At 43.4% G+C, this 19,649-nt stretch carries 19 protein-coding genes; 12 read left to right on the forward strand and 7 right to left on the reverse strand.

Annotated elements, in window-relative coordinates; translation table 11 throughout:
• The first annotated feature begins 4 nt into the window (after nt 1-4).
• The 5 genes from L884_RS0110215 (at nt 5) to L884_RS0110235 (ending at nt 4,163) form a co-directional block, all read left to right on the forward strand.
• Complete coding sequence (locus tag L884_RS0110215; protein WP_028767416.1) at nt 5-1,456, forward strand: protein adenylyltransferase SelO; 1,452 nt, start codon at nt 5-7, stop codon at nt 1,454-1,456.
• A 42-nt stretch (nt 1,457-1,498) separates the two neighbouring features.
• Nucleotides 1,499-1,795, forward strand: coding sequence for a DUF3630 family protein (locus tag L884_RS0110220; protein ID WP_028767417.1), 297 nt, complete (start codon nt 1,499-1,501; stop codon nt 1,793-1,795).
• A gap of 52 nt (nt 1,796-1,847) precedes the next feature.
• Nucleotides 1,848-2,873, forward strand: a complete 1,026-nt coding sequence (locus tag L884_RS0110225; RefSeq protein WP_037410758.1) for a serine/threonine protein kinase — start codon at nt 1,848-1,850, stop codon at nt 2,871-2,873.
• Nucleotides 2,874-3,003: 130 nt separating this feature from the next.
• Nucleotides 3,004-3,615 carry a thiol:disulfide interchange protein DsbA/DsbL gene (locus L884_RS0110230; protein WP_028767419.1) on the forward strand — a complete coding sequence of 204 codons (612 nt, stop codon included), beginning with the start codon at nt 3,004-3,006 and terminating at the stop codon, nt 3,613-3,615.
• A gap of 335 nt (nt 3,616-3,950) precedes the next feature.
• Complete coding sequence (locus L884_RS0110235; protein WP_028767420.1) at nt 3,951-4,163, forward strand: DUF1107 domain-containing protein; 213 nt, start codon at nt 3,951-3,953, stop codon at nt 4,161-4,163.
• Between the two features lie 12 nt (nt 4,164-4,175).
• On the opposite strand, the gene zapB is transcribed toward L884_RS0110235, so the two are convergent.
• Nucleotides 4,176-4,379, reverse strand: a complete 204-nt coding sequence (zapB, locus tag L884_RS0110240) for a cell division protein ZapB (protein ID WP_028767421.1) — start codon at nt 4,377-4,379, stop codon at nt 4,176-4,178.
• Between the two features lie 181 nt (nt 4,380-4,560).
• On the opposite strand from zapB, the gene L884_RS0110245 reads away from it, so the two are divergent.
• Nucleotides 4,561-6,045, forward strand: a complete 1,485-nt coding sequence (locus tag L884_RS0110245) for a Na+/H+ antiporter NhaC family protein (protein ID WP_028767422.1) — start codon at nt 4,561-4,563, stop codon at nt 6,043-6,045.
• 64 nt (nt 6,046-6,109) lie between these two features.
• Here L884_RS0110245 and L884_RS0110250 read toward each other — a convergent pair whose 3' ends face one another.
• A complete protein-coding gene (locus L884_RS0110250) occupies nt 6,110-6,718 on the reverse strand; it encodes an outer membrane beta-barrel protein (RefSeq protein WP_028767423.1) in 609 nt (202 codons plus the stop codon).
• Nucleotides 6,719-6,958: 240 nt separating this feature from the next.
• On the opposite strand from L884_RS0110250, the gene L884_RS0110255 reads away from it, so the two are divergent.
• The 5 genes from L884_RS0110255 (at nt 6,959) to L884_RS0110275 (ending at nt 12,860) form a co-directional block, all read left to right on the forward strand.
• On the forward strand, nt 6,959-8,311 hold the full coding sequence (locus L884_RS0110255) for a lipase family protein (protein ID WP_037410760.1): 1,353 nt from the start codon (nt 6,959-6,961) through the stop codon (nt 8,309-8,311).
• A gap of 220 nt (nt 8,312-8,531) precedes the next feature.
• The gene (locus L884_RS0110260) at nt 8,532-9,425 is read left to right on the forward strand and encodes a hypothetical protein (RefSeq protein ID WP_028767425.1); all 894 of its coding nucleotides are present in this window, start codon (nt 8,532-8,534) and stop codon (nt 9,423-9,425) included.
• A gap of 44 nt (nt 9,426-9,469) precedes the next feature.
• Nucleotides 9,470-10,378 carry an alpha/beta fold hydrolase gene (locus tag L884_RS0110265; protein WP_028767426.1) on the forward strand — a complete coding sequence of 303 codons (909 nt, stop codon included), beginning with the start codon at nt 9,470-9,472 and terminating at the stop codon, nt 10,376-10,378.
• Nucleotides 10,375-11,661 carry a DUF4056 domain-containing protein gene (locus L884_RS0110270; protein WP_156925678.1) on the forward strand — a complete coding sequence of 429 codons (1,287 nt, stop codon included), beginning with the start codon at nt 10,375-10,377 and terminating at the stop codon, nt 11,659-11,661. Before L884_RS0110265 ends, L884_RS0110270 begins: the two co-directional genes overlap by 4 nt.
• Nucleotides 11,658-12,860: a BamA/TamA family outer membrane protein gene (locus L884_RS0110275; RefSeq protein ID WP_051435604.1), complete on the forward strand. Its 1,203-nt coding sequence runs from the start codon at nt 11,658-11,660 to the stop codon at nt 12,858-12,860. Before L884_RS0110270 ends, L884_RS0110275 begins: the two co-directional genes overlap by 4 nt.
• 63 nt (nt 12,861-12,923) lie before the next feature.
• Here the strand turns inward: L884_RS0110275 and L884_RS0110280 are convergent, their stop codons facing one another.
• From L884_RS0110280 to L884_RS0110300, 5 genes are all read right to left on the reverse strand, one after another.
• Nucleotides 12,924-13,667, reverse strand: a complete 744-nt coding sequence (locus L884_RS0110280; protein WP_028767429.1) for a cupin domain-containing protein — start codon at nt 13,665-13,667, stop codon at nt 12,924-12,926.
• Between the two features lie 388 nt (nt 13,668-14,055).
• Complete coding sequence (locus tag L884_RS0110285; protein ID WP_028767430.1) at nt 14,056-15,129, reverse strand: DcaP family trimeric outer membrane transporter; 1,074 nt, start codon at nt 15,127-15,129, stop codon at nt 14,056-14,058.
• Nucleotides 15,130-15,396: 267 nt separating this feature from the next.
• On the reverse strand, nt 15,397-16,524 hold the full coding sequence (locus L884_RS0110290) for a porin family protein (RefSeq protein WP_028767431.1): 1,128 nt from the start codon (nt 16,522-16,524) through the stop codon (nt 15,397-15,399).
• A 45-nt stretch (nt 16,525-16,569) separates the two neighbouring features.
• Nucleotides 16,570-16,938, reverse strand: coding sequence for a cytochrome c3 family protein (locus tag L884_RS0110295; protein WP_028767432.1), 369 nt, complete (start codon nt 16,936-16,938; stop codon nt 16,570-16,572).
• On the reverse strand, nt 16,938-18,461 hold the full coding sequence (locus tag L884_RS0110300; RefSeq protein WP_028767433.1) for a flavocytochrome c: 1,524 nt from the start codon (nt 18,459-18,461) through the stop codon (nt 16,938-16,940). Before L884_RS0110300 ends, L884_RS0110295 begins: the two co-directional genes overlap by 1 nt.
• A gap of 341 nt (nt 18,462-18,802) precedes the next feature.
• Here L884_RS0110300 and L884_RS0110305 point away from each other — a divergent pair, with 341 nt between their 5' ends.
• Nucleotides 18,803-19,570 (forward strand): TetR/AcrR family transcriptional regulator, encoded by a 768-nt coding sequence (locus L884_RS0110305; protein WP_028767434.1) that lies wholly within the window; start codon nt 18,803-18,805, stop codon nt 19,568-19,570.
• Nucleotides 19,571-19,649: the final 79 nt, after the last annotated feature.

Consider the following 19,649-nt stretch of genomic DNA (forward strand, 5'->3'; position numbering starts at 1 on the left):
AAGCATGCAGTTAAAACAGGACTTTTTTGAGCAACTACCCGAGTTTTATTCTCAGGTGTTTCCATTAGCAATAAGCAATCCACATTGGCTCGCTTGGAGCCAAGACGCCGCTGATTTAATTGCGATAGAAAGCCCTTCCGAAGCCTTGCTACAAGGCTTATCTGGCAATGCACAAATCCCCGGTGCTAGCTATTATGCACAGGTTTATAGTGGTCATCAGTTTGGTGGTTATTCTCCACAGTTAGGCGATGGTCGCTCGATTATTGTTGGTGAAGCCATTGGACCACAAGGTGCGTGGGACGTTGCTTTAAAAGGTGGCGGGCCAACACCTTATTCGCGACATGGTGACGGCCGCGCGGTAATGCGCTCTGCTGTGCGTGAGTTTTTAATATCAGAGGCTTTGCATCAGCTACATGTACCTACTACTCGCGCATTAGCCGTTATTGGCTCAGATCTGCCTGTTTGGCGTGAAACTCAAGAAACAGCCGCTATAACCGTACGCTTGGCAAAAAGTCATATTCGTTTTGGCCATTTTGAATTTTTTTGCCATAGCGAGCGTGGTGCGCCAGATAAACTTAAACAGTTATTGAACTTTACGATTAAGCAGCATTATCCACAGCTAACCTGTGATGCCGCGGGTTATAAGGCTTGGTTTACTCAGGTGGTTGCAGATACGGCTAAGATGATTGCCCACTGGCAGGCTATCGGCTTTGCTCATGGAGTGATGAATACCGACAATATGTCGATACTCGGTGACTCGTTTGATTTTGGTCCTTTTGCTTTTTTAGATACTTTTACAGAAGATTTTATTTGCAATCATTCAGATCCTGAAGGGCGCTATGCGTTCTCGCAGCAACCGGGAATAGGGCTGTGGAACTTGCAGCGGTTAGCGCAAGCGTTGGCACCGATAATATCGTCGGATGATCTTATCGCAGCCCTTAATCAGTACCAAGTTGAATTGGTTAGGCACTATTTATACTTAATGCGTGCAAAGCTGGGGATCACTGATGCGCGAGAAGATAGTGCTCTTGACGAAACGGATTTAGAGCTAATTGGTGGCTTTACCACTTTAATGGAACGAAATCAGTTAGATTACACTAATACCTTACGTCGTTTTGGTCAGCTGGATCCTGATTCGAAACACAGTTCACTTCGAGATGACTTTATTGATTTAAATGGCTTTGATACTTGGTTTACTCGTTATCAAGCCAGAGTAGGTAAGGTGCTTGATGTAGAGCAATGGCAGCTTGAGCGTAACAAGATCAACCCTAAATATATTTTGCGTAATTATCTGGCTCAAGAGGCTATTATCGCTGTGGAAGAGGGCAATTTAGCGCCGCTACATCAGTTGCAGCAAGTGCTGCAAAATCCATTTGCAGAGCAGCCTGAATTTGATGATTTAGCTAATAGGCCACCAGACTGGGGCCAAGGCTTAATTATGTCTTGTAGTAGCTAATGGCTTTATCACTAAAAATATAATAAGTATAAGAGTAAAATAATGAAATTAACCTCCATCAAATTAGATCGCGAAACCTTGAGCTTATCGGTGCAGTCAGATATCGACTTTGAGCAATTTGAACTATTCGCCGAGCCTTTTGCTAAAGCATTAGATTGTCGCGTGGTTGAAAAGCAATGGGGAGCAGATCGTCACCAGTGGTTACTAGAGTTTGAGGGGACACACTTGCAGCTTCATTATGAGTTTTATGGCGACATTTGTTGGCTATCCACTGACCGAGAAGATGAGTTTGACGTGTTAGTGTATTTGGCAGAACTACTGAAACCATACCAGATTTAAATCAATTTTAGATACAAACGGCCGCCGGCTGTTTGCTTACGAGTAACACGTTATGAATACCACTCCTATGTCATCGGCTGCTGAGTCGTCTAGTTCGGCGTTTCATTATCAGGCGTTAACGCCCGATTTAATTTTGACGGCGATTGAGACTTTAGGGATCTATCCTGAAACCGGATTGCTAGCGTTAAATAGCTACGAAAATCGTGTATATCAATTTCGTTGTGATCGTGGTCAACGCTATGTGGTGAAATTCTATCGCCCTGAGCGCTGGTCAGACGCACAAATTCAAGAAGAGCACGATTTTTCTGCGGCGCTGGCAGATCAAGAGGTGCCAATTGCAACGCCAGTGATAATTGATGGTAAGTCTTTACATGAATACCAAGGATTTCGATTCGCGTTGTTTCCGTCTATTGGTGGACGAGCATTTGAGGTCGATAATCTTGATCAGTTAGAACAAGTTGGGCGCTTTATTGGCCGCATCCATCAATACTCTAAGCAGGCGGAATTTAGTTATCGCGATACCATGTCACCTAAGCTGCTTGGAGAAGAGTCATTACAGTGGCTTAAGTCGTCAGGGCATATTCCTGCAAGCCTAGAGTTAGCTTATTTTACAGTGGTAGAGCAGCTACTTAAAAAATCGTCCGCACTCTGGCTGCCTGATGATTACCGCGCTATTCGTTTACATGGTGATTTGCACCCAAGTAATGTTCTTTGGACACCAGATGGCCCAGGTTTTGTGGATCTCGATGACGCAAAAATGGGACCTGCGGTACAAGATATCTGGATGATGCTTGCAGGTGACAGACCACAGCAGCTGTTACAGTTAGAGGTTTTGCTTGAAGGTTATGAAGAGTTTTGTCATTTCGATAGCCGCCAGCTCAAGCTAATTGAGCCTTTAAGGGCTATGCGTATGTTGCACTATAATGCGTGGCTCAGTCGTCGCTGGGGTGACCCTGCGTTTCCGATGAATTTTCCATGGTTTGCGGAAGATAAATACTGGGAGCAGCAGATCCTCGCATTTAAAGAGCAGTTGGCGGCACTGGATGAAGTACCATTGAGTTTGACGCCGCAATATTGATTTTAAAAGGCTTATGTCACGTACTTTGTAACAGAAAAATGAACTTTTGCGCTTGAGGTCGACTCAAAAGCACATTATGTTATGTCGAAATTACTAGCGTGATGCAATATTCGCATCGAGGGGAAGTTAAATGAAAAAAGCTCTATTAGTTGCATTTGCACTATTAATGGCGCCAATGGCTGCAATGGCAGCTCAGTATGAAGAAGGCGTGCATTACACCGTTATCAATGAAGGTCCAGGCACGGCGAAGCCGGAGATTGCAGAATTCTTCTCTTTCTATTGCCCACATTGTTATACATTTGCTAAAGAACAAGTTCCAAAAATTAAAGCAACCATCCCTGAAGGTGTGACCTTTAAGCAAAATCATGTTGATTTTATTGGTCGTGAAATGGGTGTTGAAATGTCACGTGCATTTGCGATTGCTCACCAGCTAAAAATTGAAGAGAAGATGGAGCATGCACTGTTCTCTGCTATTCAAGATAAAAAGCAGCGTTTCACTAGCCTAGAAGATATCAAAGGTCTATTCGTTGTTAATGGTGTCGACCCTAAAGCATTTGATGCGGCGGCTAAATCATTTATGGTTAACGCGCAGATGTCTAAAATGAAACGCGACACTGAAAATGCCAAAATTGCTGGCGTACCAGCATTAGTTGTTAATGGTAAATATCGTGTTGAAACTGGCGCGATTAAGTCTTACCAAGAGCTATTAGATATCGCTTACTACTTAGCAACGCAGAAGTAAGCTAAGTATAAAGTGATTCAATTGCTAAAGGAGTCTCAGGGCTCCTTTTTGTTGTCCATGACATTTGAAGCTGCAAGGTGTTGTGAATACTAAATAATACCAATCAGTATAAGAATTTGATCTACTCAGAGCGATTTTGGGCAGTCAAAAAGCCAGCAGTTGGTAATAATAATCACGTAATTCTGTTATCGGTTTGATTGCCAAGAGTATTTTATTTTTACTAACATTCTGATTCAAAAATTTACAATTAAATGCTCAAAAAAATGAAACTCTCATGGTAAAACACCTGTCCAACTAAAAATTAATAACAACAAACAAAGTTGTCGGGAGGTCTTGTGAGAGTTTTTCCTGTCTATGCACCTAAACTAATTGTAAAGCATGCGCGCATTTTCTTGACTGGGGTGATCTGGGTGAAGGATTTAGGGCGATTAGAATTTGATAAAGGTAGATTTTTACTACCAAGAAAAAGCCTGCCTAAGGTTAAGCAGGCTATTTTAGAGCTCAATGAGTTGATTGAGTCTCAAAATAACGAGATGCAAACAGCATAACGTTTATTGGTGTTAGTTCACTTCGTCGTTGAGTAGACCAACTAAGCCAGTGACTTTCTCGTTCCACGAGTTCAGCTCTTGCTGCAGTTGTTGGTTCTGCTCTTTCAGGCCTGTATTTGCCTGCTTCTCTTCCTCAAGCTCCATTTTTAGTAGCTCAATCGTTTCTAATGCAGCTTGGATTTTAGTTTCCAATTTTGATAAAAGTTCTAGGCTCATGAGGGAGTCCCTTTAATAGCGAGATGATAGCTCCGATTCTAGCAGTGACGGGCTATTGCTGAATAGTTAATTATGCTAAATGGACAAAAAAGAAGCGATAAAATGTGCAGCAGAGGTTTTTTTTTGCACTTGTTAGTAAGTCGTTAGTATTCTTCTATTTATTTATTACCGGATCTTGCTGATGCACGACAGTTTGCTGGTACTTGTTCCTCTTTTGCTAACCCTGAGTTTAGCGCTGATTATTCGTAAAACCTTAGTTGCATTAGGGGTCGGTATTGTCTCGGGTGCACTTATCTTAAACCAGTTTAATTTTACTGGCTCTGCAGTTTATCTTGCTGATAAAACTTGGCTGCAATTCTACCGAGATGGTCAGTGGCAAGCATGGCACTTAAATGTACTCGCAGCCATGTTGCTATTGGGGATGATGACACAGCTGCTTGCCAGAAGTGGCGCAGTAAAGTTATTTGCAGATTGGCTATATCATCGTATTAAAAGTGGTCGTCAGGCGCGCCTTGGGGTGGTAGTGCTGGGCTGGGTAGTATTTATTGATGGGATCTTTAGCTGTTTAGCTGTGGGTCATGTTTGTCAGCCACTGAGTCAGCGTTACAAGATGTCGCGTGAACAGATAGCTTATCTGGTTGACTCTAATGCATCCCCTCTGTGTGCGCTTTTGCCTTTCTCCAGTTGGGGGCCTTATGTGATGGCGATCTTGGCCGGGATCACTTTACTCCCGTTAACGCCGTTAGAGTCATTTATTGAGATAGCCAAAACTAATTTTTATGCCATTACGGTGATTTTACTATCCTTTTTGATTGCTTGGTTTGGAGTTGGCTTTAATCAGCTAAACACATCAGTTGAAAGTGGTGTCGATGAGGTCGATGCTGGCAATCCATGGTTACTCGGTTTGCCAATGATCACCTTACTGTTTGCATCGGTTGTATTAACTTTATATTCCGGCGCGCAAAATAGCGCTTCAGGCTCAAGTTTCAGTGATTGGATCACCTCTGCTGATATTGGCGGTGCAATGCGCAACGCCTGCCTGCTCGCCACATTGTTAGCGATCTCGCTGTTTAAGTTAAATGGTCGCAGCTTAGGTTTATTGCTGGGCGATTTACTTTCCGGTGTACGCGCCATGAGTTTTGCTATTTCCATCTTACTTTGCACTTGGTTAATTGGTGCTGTGATTGCCGACTTAGGTGTAGCGAAAATGCTAGCAAACTGGGCAGAGCAGTTTTTATCAAAAGAGATGTTGGTTGCTGGTACATTTCTATTGTGCGCGATAATGGCGTTTACCACAGGCTCAAGCTGGGGCACATTCGCGATTATGATCCCGATTGGTGCAGAAGTGGCACTTGCTGTTAATTCAGATTTATTGCTAGCCACTTTAAGTGCGGTTATGGCAGGCTCCGTGTTTGGTGATCATTGCTCACCGATTTCAGATACAAGTGTGATAAGTGCTACGAGCTCCGGTTGTCAGCCTCACGATCATGTCATAACTCAATTGCCATTTGCGCTAATGGCGGCATCAAGTTCGTTGTTGGGCTTCCAACTTATTAACCTTGGCGTTAACACCGCTTGGGCATGGTTAGTTGTGCTGGTTGTCGCAGCGACTATGTTGGCGATTTACCATAAACGTAACTGTAAGTTTGATTTAGTGACGCCATAAAACCTATTAAAAAAACCGGCAACTAACACAGGTTAGTTGCCGGTTTTTTGTTTTCGTTTACAGCTTAGAAGCGGTAGTCAACTGCCATATAAAGCTGTTGGCTATCTCTAAGTGATGCTGATTCTGTTGAACCCACGTTCATTGGCTCTGGGGTTGGTGTTGTTACACTGACATCGTAATCTTGTTTAAGGTAACGGTAGCCAACTTCAGCGCTTAGCTTGTCATTGATTTTGTACATTAGACCTGTTTGGCCACCCCATACAAAACGGTTATCAGAGTCTAGCGCATTGGTATCAGGGCTAATGTGATTAACACCAGCGGTTGCACCAATAAACCAATTAAGCTTGTTGCTATCACCTAGGCCTACTAGGTAATCGTAAGACATTAAGAAGCTCTGTTGGCGACTAAAGTCGTCTGAGTTATATGAGTATGTACCGTAAATACGGTTAGCATCATTTAAGTAAACACCCGCTCTTGCTTCATAAATAACGTTGTTTTCAGTTTCTTTAAAATGTTCAGCATTAAAGCCCGGATCAACATTGGCTTGGCTTGAACCTTTGTAAGAGTTTTGCTGTGCGCCAACACCGCCACCAATGAACCAGTCTGCTGCCATTGTTGGTGCTGAAATTGCTGTTGCCATTACAGACGCTAAGATAAGTGCTTTAGTTTTCATGTCGTGCTCCTAAGTCGGATAAATAGTGTCGGTGTTGCGTTTTGTTGAGCACATAATAGGCGAGGCTTGCTGAATAAGAACTGAATGATATTAACAGTCGCTTATGTTGAATATTTTGATATATAGGAAATAGCCTTAAATTATTAACTTATTGAAAATTATAGATAGATGAGTTTATCTATTAACAGGATTTTGCCCTTAAGTAAGACTTTGATAATAAAAAATATCGCTGAGGTAGGAATGGATTTAGTTTTTGTGCATGGATGGAGCGTAACGAATACTGATACTTATGGCCAGTTGCCGCAAGTGCTAGGGCGGCTAGCGGAAGGAGAGTTTGAACTGGTGGTACATCATATTCACCTTGGACGTTATATTAGTTTTGATGACGAAGTGCGCCTCGATGATATTGCCAGAGCTTTTGACTATGCTCGCTTAACAGTATTAGGTAATAAGCCGTTTGCTGCGATAACCCACTCTACAGGTGCGCCGGTATTGCGCCAATGGTTACAATTATTCTTCTCTGATGAGGCTATTAATACTTGTCCGCTTACCCATTTAATTATGTTGGCTCCTGCTAATCATGGCTCCGCTTTGGCGCAGCTTGGGAAGTCTAGAGTCGGGCGGATTAACAGTTTCTTTGCTGGGGTAGAGCCTGGTCAGAGAGTGCTAGATTGGCTTGAGCTAGGCAGTACAGAGCAATTACAGCTAAACTTGCAGTGGCTAAAGAGTTTTAAGCTGGGAGAAGGGCCGTTACCTTTTGTGCTAACTGGCGAAACTATCGATAAGAAGTTCTATGATTATCTGAACAGTTATACGGCAGAGTCTGGATCTGATGGTGTCGTGCGCGTTGCGGCGGCAAATCTTAATTTTAGCTATATCAAGTTAATGGAAAGCAGGCAGAGCTGTGACGGTTTTGACTCACAATGCGTTGTTAAATTAAAACAGACCCAATGTATTACTCCTCAGCATGATGTGGCTTTTGAAGTCATAAACAGAGCCAGTCATAGTGGCAAGAGCAAAGGGATTATGGCTTCAGTCACCACTGGTAATGCCAAGCAAAAACCTGTGGTGCAGCGGATCCTACAATGTCTTGATATCCGAACCACGGCTCAGTACCAGCAACTTTCAGCTCAGATGAGTGCTGCAAATGATAGCGGTCAGCGGAAGAGATTTCGCGGTAGCATGTTAGTTGTGCGGGTAAGCGACGATTTAGGTAACCCTATTAATGATTTTGATTTGATTTTACTGTCTGGCGCTAACTTTGTGCCCGGCAATTTCAAAAAAGGTTTTATGCTAGATAGGCAAAAAAACTCGAAAAACCGTCATGTCATGAGCTTTTATCTCGATAGTAATAAACTCGCAAAAATTAGTAATGGTCAGCTTGGTTTGCGGGTTGAACCACGGCCAAATAGCGGCATGTGTTATTATCGTAGCGCTGAATTTCATTCACAGCCGCAGCAAGTTGCCACAATATTAAAGCCTGATCAAACAAGTGTTATTGATATCGTATTAACTCGTTTGCGTGACCCTGCTTTGTTTACTTTAGTGGGCACAGATCATGGTGGCGATTTTAAACAGTTAAATAAAAGCTAACTAAAAAGCGGCTGAGTTAGTTTAGTCATTGCTGTATAAAACAGGTATGCTTTATTTAGAGTTTTAACTCTACTTTTTTTGTTGGTGTTGACGTATTTCAGCCTGATTTCAGTTTGCTGAGTAATAATTAAGCTATATTGTCTTATGTGTGTTTCAATTCATGATGTTTTTTGATCTACGGCAATCGATGTTTTTCTTCAAGTAAAGGTTCAATCTATACATGCTTAAAATGATGAGTATTTGGGCAGCACTTTCAGTGCTGCTTTTTGTTTCTTCGGCGCAAGCGACTCCAATTGAAAGGGAGCCGCAAAAAACGCGCTATGACAGAGCATTCCCTATCTGGGCGCAAGAAGCGATTGATTTAGGTCATGAACTTCCAAAGCCTTATGGTTTTACATTGAATTATATGAATATGGATCAGCCGTTAGTTGTCGATTCAGTGGGCTTTTCTGGATTAGGTGGCCTAGATGACATATTGAGTATCAAAGGTAGTCAAGCAGAGCAAAGCTCAGAAACTCTGTCACTTAGAGGTGATATGTGGTTATTACCTTTTTTAAATCTATACGGGATCATTGGTCACACTAAAGGTAGCAGTATCGCTAACGTTAAGTTAGAGGCGGATTTGACCGAGGTGTTGCCACCAATATTTTGTAAATTCAACCCCTGTACAGCCACAAGTCCTGCTTTTGATTTTATCTTGGATTTTAAAGGCACGACATATGGGGTTGGCGGTACGCTAGTTGGCGGTATTGATAATTGGTTTGCCTTGCTTGATGTTAACTACACCAATACTCGGTTGAATATCCTTGACGGTGAGATAAGTAGCATTGTGGTATCTCCCCGAGTTGGCTACCGCACTGAATATAACAATCGTGATGTGCAGATTTGGGTTGGTGCCATGTATCAAAATGTTGAGCAAAACTTTAGTGGCTACTTGCGTGATATTGGTATTCCTATTGGCAATGCTAAGTTCGAGGTTAATCAGCACTTGGCAGATAAGTGGAATGGTTTGATTGGTAGTCAAGTCAGTTTAACCAATAGTATTGATCTATTGATGGAGTTTGGCTTAGGCACTCGCACCAGCTTAATGGTGGGCCTTGGTTATCGCTTCTAAGGTTTGTGTGATTGGTTGTTTGCTTACATGATTTGGGGATGAATATGCGCATTATCATCAGTTTGTTATTTGCTTTATTGATGGCTGGCTGCTCAGCTGTTGATATTGTTGATGCGAGTGAAAAAGCGGCTTTGCAGCAAGCCGGCTTTGCTCAGCATAAACTCAGTCTGCAAGAGGGCGGTGAGCTTAACTATTGGCAGGCAGGCCAAGGTGAAACCATATTGCTATTACATGGATTTGGCGGCACTGCCACCACAAGTTGGCAGCAAGTGATGATAAGCCTAAGTCAAGACTATCAAGTGATTGCACCAGATCTAGCATGGTTTGGAGAGTCATATAGTAAAGGTGAAGCGCGTTTATCAACTCAGTCGCAAGCGATTAGACAACTTATAGCGGCATTGGAGCTTGATAAGGTAAATCTTGTGGGGATCTCTTACGGCGGTTTTGTGACATTTGATTTGATGCTTAGTGAGCCGAAAGTGGCTAAAGCTGTACTTGTTGCTAGCCCTGGAGTGCTGTTTTCAGACGCTGAACTAGCGGCGTTGAATCAACGTTTTGACGCTGCTGAGGCGAGTGACATTTTTGTGCCGCAAAACCCTAAACAGATGCGACGTTTACTTGATGGTACTTTTGTTGATTTTCCTTGGTATCCCGGTTTTATAGACGCGGAAATCTATGCCAAATATTTTGCAGGTCATCTAGATGAAAAACGTCAACTGATCGATACTCTAACAGATGATAGAGACCGTATTGCTGCTAGTGTTGCAGTGGGCTCTCTACCGCCTAGTATGTTGATTTGGGGCGAGCATGACAAAGTGTTTCCACTTAATTTAGGGATTCAGCTTGCTGATTATTTAACGGCACCGATTGTGGTTATTCCAGATGGCGCTCATGGTTTAAGTAATGACTATCCAGAAATCGTCAGCCAATCAGTTAAGGCGTTTGTGCAATGAGTTACAGCCTACAAATGATTAAAGCGCTCGGCTTTTTACTGGTTGTATTATTGATGGGTTGCAGCAGTAGTGATTGGCAGGTGAGGGCGTTACCGAATGACGCTGCCATAGGTGCTGTGTTAGATGATGAGCCGGATCTTAATCAGTTACACGCCCTTTCATTACAAGAGTTACCTTTAGTACCTATCCCTAAGGCTGTGCGACCTTGCTGTGCGTTTGGCAATGCGCAAAAGGTTAAAGTGGGTCCAGTGCCGATCCCATTTTTTCGTTATGCTAATACATTAGCTGTTGATAGTGTTGGCCCCCATGCGTTTGAAGCCGGCACATTTAGTTTTCAAAAAGATGCCCCTAACGGTAAGCGTGGCACCGAGCATAATGGTCAAATGTATACCCTAAAAGGGGGCTTTATTGACTTGGCGCATGTGCGTGATACTGCCGATAATGCCATAGCGTTGTTTTATCGTATCTACCCTAAGTTAGGCCAAGTACAAACCATCAAATTACCTGATGAAATTGGCCCAAGAGTGATTGAGCTAAGCGCATTCGACACATCGGATCTAACGCCTCGGCAGCAATGGGAAGTCGCTGCGGCAATGGCTGTAAGATTGGCCTATTTTATGGCAGAAGCTCATGAGGTGGCGCAGTGGCATGGTTATCGTAGCTGGGCGCCTTGGTCTGAAACGGTTTCTGCTTATTCCCCTGAAGATCTCTACTCAAATATGCTTGGCGCTAAAATTGCTCTAGGCCTGATAAATAACAACTTAGCAATGAGTAAAGAGCTGTATAACCAGCATATGAGTCAGTGGTTAGCGGCAACGCTTGCTTGGTTGGAGCCGGTGTCAATCAAGCAAACAAATGCACTTTTTGACGCAGTCGATGGTCATTGGTGGGACTCAAACCAAGCATTGCCAAGTAAGTTTATGCTTTTGAAACGCCACTATGATCTGGGGGATAGGCAGTCGCCATATTTAGTGCCTAAATCATTAGCAGAGCAAGATGAAAGCTGGCAAGTATTAGCGCCGCTGTATAGCAATGAAGTTAACCCACATGTGTTGTCGCTAAGCCGGGTTATTCATGGTGTTGAGATTGATACTGTTGCTTCCCAAAAACTGGTTGTAGCAGATAAATTTCAAGCTAGTTTTCAGCATATCCCCGCTAAGTTGTGGCAGCAAGGTTTCACTCAGGCCGATTTTAAACAGATAAGTGATTACAACCGAGTGCAGGGTGAACTTGAGTTGCAGCAGCATCGGCAAGCAGAGCAAGCCTCATTGGAGGCGCAATGACAATAGTGAGCAAAACGTCCAATTTAATTAGCTGTAGTCGATTGTTGCTCCTGTTCGTTAGTTTGATTTTGTCTGCAACCTATGCGATGTCGGAAGAGATAGATCAAGAGACTGAAGCTGCTGATAGCCAGCAGTCGCAAGGGTGGATTGAAGATTTTTTACAAACCTTGGGCGCAGATGGTGAGTTTGACCCGAATAAGTTGATTGATTTTAGTTATCTTCCGGGACCATTTTATAACCCTGAAATGGATTTAGGAGTGGGGATATCGGCAGTTGGTTTATATCAAATAGATGGTGATGATGACGTTAGCCAACTGTCATCACTGGTGATTAATGGCCTTGCATCAACTAATGGTGCGCTGGGCGTTGCGGTCGCAAACAAAACCTTTATCAATCAAGATCAGCAAAGGTTTTACCTCAACGCTGAATTGTTTGATGCGCCAGATGTGTTCTACGGTATTGGTTATGATACTAACCATCAAGATACGAATAGAATCGATTTCAATCAGCGAATAGCGTCAATTAATCCAATGTTATTACAGCGGATGAGCCCGACAAGCTTCGTTGGCATCGGTTTTGATTTTAGCTACGCAGAAGCGAGTAAAATCGAGCAGTTAGATTCGGTCGTTGAACCAGACATACTTGATGAGAGCTCGCGCAGTGTTGGTTTAAATGTACTGTTGAATCACGATAGTCGTGACAATGTTCTTAATCCGCGATTAGGGCGTATTCTTGAGATAGATGCTAGGTTTTATCGACAGTATTTGGGCAGTAAAACTGACTTTGATGTCTATAACGCACTCTATAGCGAATACATGCAGACCGGTCGTGATGAAGATATTTTAGCTTGGCAGGTACGAGGACGATTCACCAGTGGTGAGGTGCCGTGGGATCAACTATCTAAAGTGGGCGGTGGTGATTTACTTAGAGGCTACACATCAGGCCGTTATCGCGATAAACAGATGCTAATGTCACAAGTGGAGTATCGTTTAAACTTACCCGGGCGTCATGGCATGGTATTTTGGGCTGGCGCGGGCATGATAGCTGATGATGTCAGTGAGTTTGATGGTAAAAGCATTTTGCCAAATGCTGGGGTTGGTTATCGCTTTGAAGTTAAGCCTAGAGTTAATTTGCGTTTAGATATGGCCTGGGGCGATGGTGATAATGGCTTCTATTTCAATGTTAATGAAGCATTTTAGTCCATGCGAGACAGTAAAAAGGGCCCAACTGGGCCCTTTCTGATCTGATAACTTAGCGATTAGTTACTTCTTGAAGATCGCTTCGTTAGTGCCGTAAGGGCCTAAGTTTAGGTCACGCTTACGGATTTCATCTACGCGGTCAAAAGCTTCTTCAGCTACGCGCAGGTTTTGTACGTCTTTACGCCAGTAGTACTTAAAGCCGTTGAAGTGTGCGTTGTTCGGGTACCAGTACATTACACCTAAACCTTTGTCGCTTAAGATCGGCGTGTTGTGGATCGTTGCGCCTGGAATGTAGAAGTATTGGCCTAGAGATAGTTTCTGGAACTTGTTTTGCGCTAATGTTTGGCTTTCACCAGTTACGACATAATAACACTCTGGTTGACCATGGAAGTGTGGCGCATGGTCTGAGCGGCCACCATCAGTAATACCAATTACAGTTGGGCTGTCTGATAGCTCTTTCCAAATGTAGCCAACTGGTGATTTAGATTTATCACAGTCAGCGATCTCTAGAATATTTCCGTCATCATCAAGTGATTTACAGAACTGCTGATCGGCAGGAATACTGCTGTTTGACTTAATCGTAGTAAAGTCGATTTCACCGGCTTCCCAAGCTGCAATATAAGCTTCAACTTCTGGGTTAGCACATTGCTCTGGCATTGTATCTTGTGGCGCATATGGCGTGCTGTCGTATGGGACTGGCGTCATTTGCTGGTATGGTAGTTGCGCGTGATCGCACTGTGGCCCTTGAGCTAAAGCAGCGGTAGAAGTTAACGCGGCGATGCCGAACATCATTTTTAGTTTCATCATTCTCATCCTATTTTTAGCTGGTGCAGCTAAAGCTGCGATATTGTGCTCGTTTTAACGGGCTTGAACTAACAATAAAGTGATAATTAGGCTGTAAAGTTGAATTGGATCACGCAGCGTTTTTAGCAGCAAAATTATTCGTGAACCTAGTCGCGAATAATCTTTTTTTAGGGAGTGATAGAGCACACGTTTTCAAATCTGCTCCCGAATACAAAGGCCTAGAAAGCGGCCATTTAGTTGCTTTAGTAAAGAGTGAATAATGGCTAGGTGCGGAAGCTTGTTTAGATTTTTTAATCACAAAAAAAGCCTGTTTTATGATGTAGAAAACAGGCTGAATGATGAGTAAGAGATTGTAGATGTAGAGCAATGGTAGCAAGCTCTATAACCTAGCTTAGATATGAAATTGTAAACTCAGCTGAGCGTAATTAGACGCGCCTTGTGGTGCAGCCTTACCTGTATAGGGATTTTGACCATCATCAATTTGGTAGCGACCTAATTCAAATCCTAGCGCCAGCACTGGGGTTAAATTGGTAAATAGGTTTACTCCGGCATGGAAGCGGTCGGTTTGCTCTTCTTCTGTCATGGTTACGCCATAAAATAGGCTAGAGCGAGTGCGTTCGGTCCAGAAGTGGCGATAGGCAAACATGGCAGCTTTGGTTGTTTCTATTTCACCGTTAATCATGTCTCTAGCGGCGTCGGTACCTACGTAGCGCCCTAAATTACCATAATGTAATTGCAGCCTGAGATCATCTTTACCTATGGTATTAAGCTTGGCGGCTACAGATACGCCTGCGCCAAACTGGGCACTGTCTTGTGGATCTAAATAGCGCAGTAAGCTCGACACTGAAATATTGCCCCAGTCGCCTTTTTTATCAAAGCGGATCACTGCGTCGGGCACATAGTCATTACTGGTATCCACCCACTTTTTATCTGCATCTGTGCTGCCTGCTTGAGTACCGTAGGTATACGGGTTTTCTAAGGCAAACTGCCAGCTGTCGTTGCTGTAGCGCACTAGTGTTTGTCGTACCATGGCCTGTCCTGCAAGCGGTACGCCTAAGTCAGCGGTCTCGGCAAATGTGCTGGTATTAACCATAGTTGACCAAGTCTGCCCAGCAGTAAAACCATCGTACTTGATGTATGCATGACGTAAACGAGGGCTGTAAGAGTTAGAAAATACCGCATTACCTTGGGACGAACCTGAGAAGTCTATTTCGGCAAAGCCAAACACATCACCGTGAGTAATGCCTACGTTAAAGCGGCTTTCTGCGGCGCTAAATTGAGTCCGCTTTGCTGATTCGGCAATACTACCGCCTCCCGTCCAGCTGTCCTGAAAGGCGATATTGCCATCAACATAACGTGCGTTGGCTTTAATGAATCCACCAAAGTGATATTCAGTCGCCATTGATAATGGTGAAAAGCTGGCGATTAAACAAATACAAATTGAGGCTTTAGTTATCGATTTCATAAATTCTTCTTGTTGAGAAAGGGACAAAAAAAGCCCTGATACCTAAGGTATTAAAAGGGCTTGGTCCATCAAGGTATTTGTTGGTAGGGATGAGGTACCAAGATAATAATGAGTAGAACCTAATATTTGCAGGGGACATAAAAGCGAAGTGAGAGCGGCTTCGCTTTTATGGCTCTTAGCTATAACTCGGTTGTGCTAACAAATGCTTATAGCTTGTTCCTGTGCTATCAGCTTTGTTAGTTGCGACTGAATAACCGTAACGGGTTATTAGAAGTAGTAACCGAAGTTAATATTGACGCGTTTATCCCAGCTGTCGCCCATTTCTGGTAGACCAACATGGTCGTTATTGGCGGTAGAGAAGGTCATATTTTTGCCCATCACAAAGTCGACCATAGTGTAAGTTGGGCCAGCTGAAATCGCGCAACCAGTCACGTTTTGTAAGCTGTTGTCGAACTCATCGTCGCTCACATCAGGAGTCATGATGCCAAAATCGTTGTAGCACTTGACGCTACCCCAATCTGTTGGAATGGTTTTCGCTAGGTTTAGGTTGTAAGCCTGACCTTTTGAAGCGATCTCATATTGCCAACTTACCACTGAAACACCGATAGTGTTTTCGTGTTCTTTGTCATCATACTCATACTGCATTGCTTGTAGTTGCAAATTCCAGCCGTTGTAGCTGCTGTCTAAATGCAGGGCTACAGCATAACGATCGCCGTTTTCTTGTAGATTGCTGTTATAAATTTGGCCATATTGCAGCGAGGCACCAATAGTCGTTTGGCCACCTTCATGCTCAGCAGTATAAGTTTGGCGCACGTTGAATTGGTTGGTTTCTTCGTTAGCATAATCAGTACCATTGATGGTACCTGTATAGATGTCAGTCGAATAACGCTTGTTTTCACTCGGGCCATACTCAGCACTCTTATAGAATGCTAGATCCGTGTGCCAGCCATTTTTTTCGTAAACAGCTTTAATACCTGTGTCATGATCATCTTCAAAACCTAAGTAATAAGGAATGCCAAACCAGTAGCTGTTTGAGATGAAATCGCGGTTACCAAAAGGCACCTTGTTGATACCAAGTTGCAGTTGCCAGTCAGGGTTTACATCATAGTAAGCATAACCGTACTTGATGTAGTCAGTACCCGAGGTGAAGCGGTATTCTGCAGACAAGCCCCAGTCACCATGCTTACCATCAAATTTGATGGCAGCCATGTCAAAGTAAAAGTCGCCGCCTTTATCTTTGTTGACTTGGTCATAGTCGCGGTAAGCGTAGTTGACACGCACTGCACCGCCTAACTTGATACCATCTTCAGTTTGTTCCGCTGCATGAGCAGTACCTGAAAGTGCGATTGCTGTAGCCACCATCGACAACATAAACTTAGTGGTTTTTTTCATCATCATTCCCTATTACTTTTTTAGGTTTTATAAATTAATCAGTCAAAATTACATCTCTTCAAACCAAGTACGGTGACACTCTGTACATACTGGTGCTTTCTTCTCATGCTCTGCGTGACACGCTAAGCAACTAGCACCTTGGTTGTAATGCAGTGATTTGTGTGGATGCGCTTCTGGAATAGCCAGCTTGCTTTCATCAACAGGGATGCTGTTAATATCGCCATGACATTCAACACACGCTGCATCTGTGGTGTTTTTCTTACCTGAGCCTTGGTGGCATGTTTGGCAACCATCTTGGTAGATAAACTCGTGGTTTACGCGGCCTTCAGTTTTGCCTTTCATCTTGATTAGATCGCCAGCCATAACGCTGCCTGATACTGAAAGGCTAAGTAGTACGCTTAGCAATAGCTTGTTCATTATGCGGCTCCTTGAGCGTCAGCTTTGATTGTTTCAGACACAACGATTCCCATTACTAGACACTCTAGGCATGAGGTTGAGCTCAAGCGGGCTTCACCGTGGATACCACCGGTTGCTTCACCAATAGCGTATAGGTTCTTAATTGGTGCCATAGAGCGGGCATCGATAACGCGAGCGCCCAAATCTGTCTTTAAACCGCCCATGCAGTAGTGCACTTTTGGCCAAATACGTGACACAACAAATGGGCCCGTTAGTTCTTCAGCGGTATCCATCTTGCGGTTAAACAATGGATCTTTACGGTCTTTAACATGCTTGTTGTATTCAGTGATGCTGCGCTTTAGCTCTGCAGCTGGAATATCGAACTTAGCGGCGATTTCATCGAGTGAATCTACCTTCCATGCCATTTCGTCACGTAACGCGCGTACTACACGGTCATCTTTGGCGTAATTGTTGTAGTTGAAGAACACAACTGGGTAAGCTGGGCTACCATCTGGATTACGGTTTTTCATAATCGCTTCAGAACAAGTCTTACGGTCAGCACGCTCATCCATAAAGCGCTTGCCATTCAACACGCTAATTGCCACACCTTGGTGCCAGCCAATAGATAGCAATGCGTTTGACCAACCAAAGCCACCTTCATCAGGTGAGCCCCAGTGACCGGTTTGGATTAGGTTCATGTGCACAGGAAGCGCGCCATACGCCATTGCTGTTAGAGTCACTTCGCCTGTTGCGCCTAGCGCATTAGTACAATCAAGTGTTGGATCAAGAGATGGGTCAACCGCTTCACGTAAAGCCATGTTGCGAGCAAAGCCACCGTTAGCCAAAATCACTGCTTTGTTAGCTTTAATAAAGATGCTGCTACCAGTGGTGAGATCAGGGAAGCGGTAGTTTTTACGAACTTTAACGCCAACAATTTTTTGGCCGTCCATGATGAAGTCTTCAACGTAATGCTGCAGACGGTGATCAACACCTTCCTTCACACCCGTTTCATAAAGCTTAGTGGTGATATCACCACCAGTGCCGTGTTGAGTTCGGATCGCACGTGCTTTGTTGTGACCACCCACTTGGATGTTAAAGCCTTTACGGAACTTAACACCGGTATCGATACATAAATCGTATGCATCAAGAGAGCGCTCAGCGATTTGACGTAATGCAGGTTCATTTTGCATGCCGCGACCAGAGATGATTTGATCTTTAACCAGTTCTTCTGGTGAATCGTCGTTAACACCTTGTGCGAGCTGGATTGGGTTTTTAGGGATAGCTAACCAACCACCGTTGATTGCAGAGTTACCACCAATCACTTGCATCTTTTCTAAAACAAGCACTGAACCTAGGCCTTGGCGCTTAGCGTTAACCGCAGCTGAAAGGCCTGCAAAACCAGAACCGATAACAATAACGTCAGCGTTCTCGTCCCAATTAATCTCGTTACAGGTTTTAGCCTGAACGGTACCTGGTAATGTTGCGGCTAAGCTACCAACAGCAGCGCCAGCGCTTAATTTTAAAAAGTTTCTTCTACCTTGCATTTTGTAATCCTCAGAATGGGAATGCGCTAAAGATAAACGCAAGTTCGGTTGCTAAAGGTGAACTAAGTCACGGCATTTTTTCAGTGACAAATTTATTCGTGAGTCAGTTCTCGAATAAATTTTCTCTAGAAAAAAGCGTTAGAAATGGCGAGTTGATAAATGTGAATGGCATCAATGTGGAGTTAAAAGTTATTAACGCAATGTTTATATGACGTAATTCACAAACCCTACCAATAAAGTGGTATTAGCGTGAAGTGAATCCCGATTACTGAAGAGATATCTATAATCTGCAATTGTTAACAGCGCATAATTGGCCTAACTCGAGATATAGGTTTTTATTGATGAAATGTCCCACTGAAGCGTTGCCCATGATGCGTTGCAACCAGATACTTGATGCAGCAGAGCAGCTAATTGAGTCGCAAGGTATTGTGTCGTTCAAGTTTTCCCAATTGGCAAAAGAAGTGGGCTGTTCAACCGGCACCTTGTACAAGTTTTTTGAGCGTAAAGAAGATGTATTAGTGTGCTTATTCTTACGCAGTGCAACCTCAAATCACTTACCAATATTTGTTAACAAATATCCAGATCTAACCGCGCAAGAAAAAGTATTACTGCCGATTTTGTTTACATTTGAAACCATCAAACGCAGTAAGAGCTTTTTTACGCTGCGTTCGGTATCAGTTAATACTATGGTGTGGCAGTTGGCTAGCGCCGAAAAAATTGAGCGCTTTAAAAAACGCATTAATGCGTTTTGGGGTTGGTTTACCGATTCACTTAATGAAGCGGTTGCAAGAGGTGAATTAGAAGCAACACCATTACAGGTCAAAGAATTAGTGCAAGGTATTACGTTTTACTTAACGGGTTCATTAACGCAATTTGAAAGTCAACTTATTGCCCCTGAGTATTTATCAAATCGACGTGAAACCTGTTATCGCCATTTGGCAAAACTTATGGCGCAATACAAGTGGAATAAGCCGATTACACCTGAATTGTTTGATTGTCTTGAGCAGAGAAGCTCGAGCTTTTTTGATAAGCACTACCGCGACCATATGAGCTGCAGTGCTTGCAGTGCACTGGCCGGTAATTCCAGCGTGTGTTTGCGCCAGTGTTAATGAAGGGCTTCTATCTATAGCAGCTGGCTAGCTTACCTTAGTCGTGTTTATTTCCTCCCCCTTATATTGTTTTTATTGT

The organism is Shewanella fidelis ATCC BAA-318 (genome assembly GCF_000518605.1).
GTDB lineage: Bacteria > Pseudomonadota > Gammaproteobacteria > Enterobacterales > Shewanellaceae > Shewanella > Shewanella fidelis.

What these genes read in the sequence shown, in the direction of transcription:
- L884_RS0110280 (WP_028767429.1), bottom strand. Translation starts at nt 13,667, where the DNA reads ATGATGAAACTAAAAATGATGTTCGGCATCGCCGCGTTAACTTCTACC.
- L884_RS0110285 (WP_028767430.1), bottom strand. Translation starts at nt 15,129, where the DNA reads ATGAAATCGATAACTAAAGCCTCAATTTGTATTTGTTTAATCGCCAGC.
- L884_RS0110230 (WP_028767419.1), top strand. Translation starts at nt 3,004, where the DNA reads ATGAAAAAAGCTCTATTAGTTGCATTTGCACTATTAATGGCGCCAATG.
- L884_RS0110245 (WP_028767422.1), top strand. Translation starts at nt 4,561, where the DNA reads ATGCACGACAGTTTGCTGGTACTTGTTCCTCTTTTGCTAACCCTGAGT.
- L884_RS0110215 (WP_028767416.1), top strand. Translation starts at nt 5, where the DNA reads ATGCAGTTAAAACAGGACTTTTTTGAGCAACTACCCGAGTTTTATTCT.
- zapB (WP_028767421.1), bottom strand. Translation starts at nt 4,379, where the DNA reads ATGAGCCTAGAACTTTTATCAAAATTGGAAACTAAAATCCAAGCTGCA.
- L884_RS0110220 (WP_028767417.1), top strand. Translation starts at nt 1,499, where the DNA reads ATGAAATTAACCTCCATCAAATTAGATCGCGAAACCTTGAGCTTATCG.
- L884_RS0110305 (WP_028767434.1), top strand. Translation starts at nt 18,803, where the DNA reads ATGAAATGTCCCACTGAAGCGTTGCCCATGATGCGTTGCAACCAGATA.
- L884_RS0110270 (WP_156925678.1), top strand. Translation starts at nt 10,375, where the DNA reads ATGAGTTACAGCCTACAAATGATTAAAGCGCTCGGCTTTTTACTGGTT.
- L884_RS0110255 (WP_037410760.1), top strand. Translation starts at nt 6,959, where the DNA reads ATGGATTTAGTTTTTGTGCATGGATGGAGCGTAACGAATACTGATACT.
- L884_RS0110225 (WP_037410758.1), top strand. Translation starts at nt 1,848, where the DNA reads ATGAATACCACTCCTATGTCATCGGCTGCTGAGTCGTCTAGTTCGGCG.
- L884_RS0110300 (WP_028767433.1), bottom strand. Translation starts at nt 18,461, where the DNA reads ATGCAAGGTAGAAGAAACTTTTTAAAATTAAGCGCTGGCGCTGCTGTT.
- L884_RS0110290 (WP_028767431.1), bottom strand. Translation starts at nt 16,524, where the DNA reads ATGATGAAAAAAACCACTAAGTTTATGTTGTCGATGGTGGCTACAGCA.
- L884_RS0110260 (WP_028767425.1), top strand. Translation starts at nt 8,532, where the DNA reads ATGCTTAAAATGATGAGTATTTGGGCAGCACTTTCAGTGCTGCTTTTT.
- L884_RS0110265 (WP_028767426.1), top strand. Translation starts at nt 9,470, where the DNA reads ATGCGCATTATCATCAGTTTGTTATTTGCTTTATTGATGGCTGGCTGC.
- L884_RS0110250 (WP_028767423.1), bottom strand. Translation starts at nt 6,718, where the DNA reads ATGAAAACTAAAGCACTTATCTTAGCGTCTGTAATGGCAACAGCAATT.
- L884_RS0110295 (WP_028767432.1), bottom strand. Translation starts at nt 16,938, where the DNA reads ATGAACAAGCTATTGCTAAGCGTACTACTTAGCCTTTCAGTATCAGGC.
- L884_RS0110275 (WP_051435604.1), top strand. Translation starts at nt 11,658, where the DNA reads ATGACAATAGTGAGCAAAACGTCCAATTTAATTAGCTGTAGTCGATTG.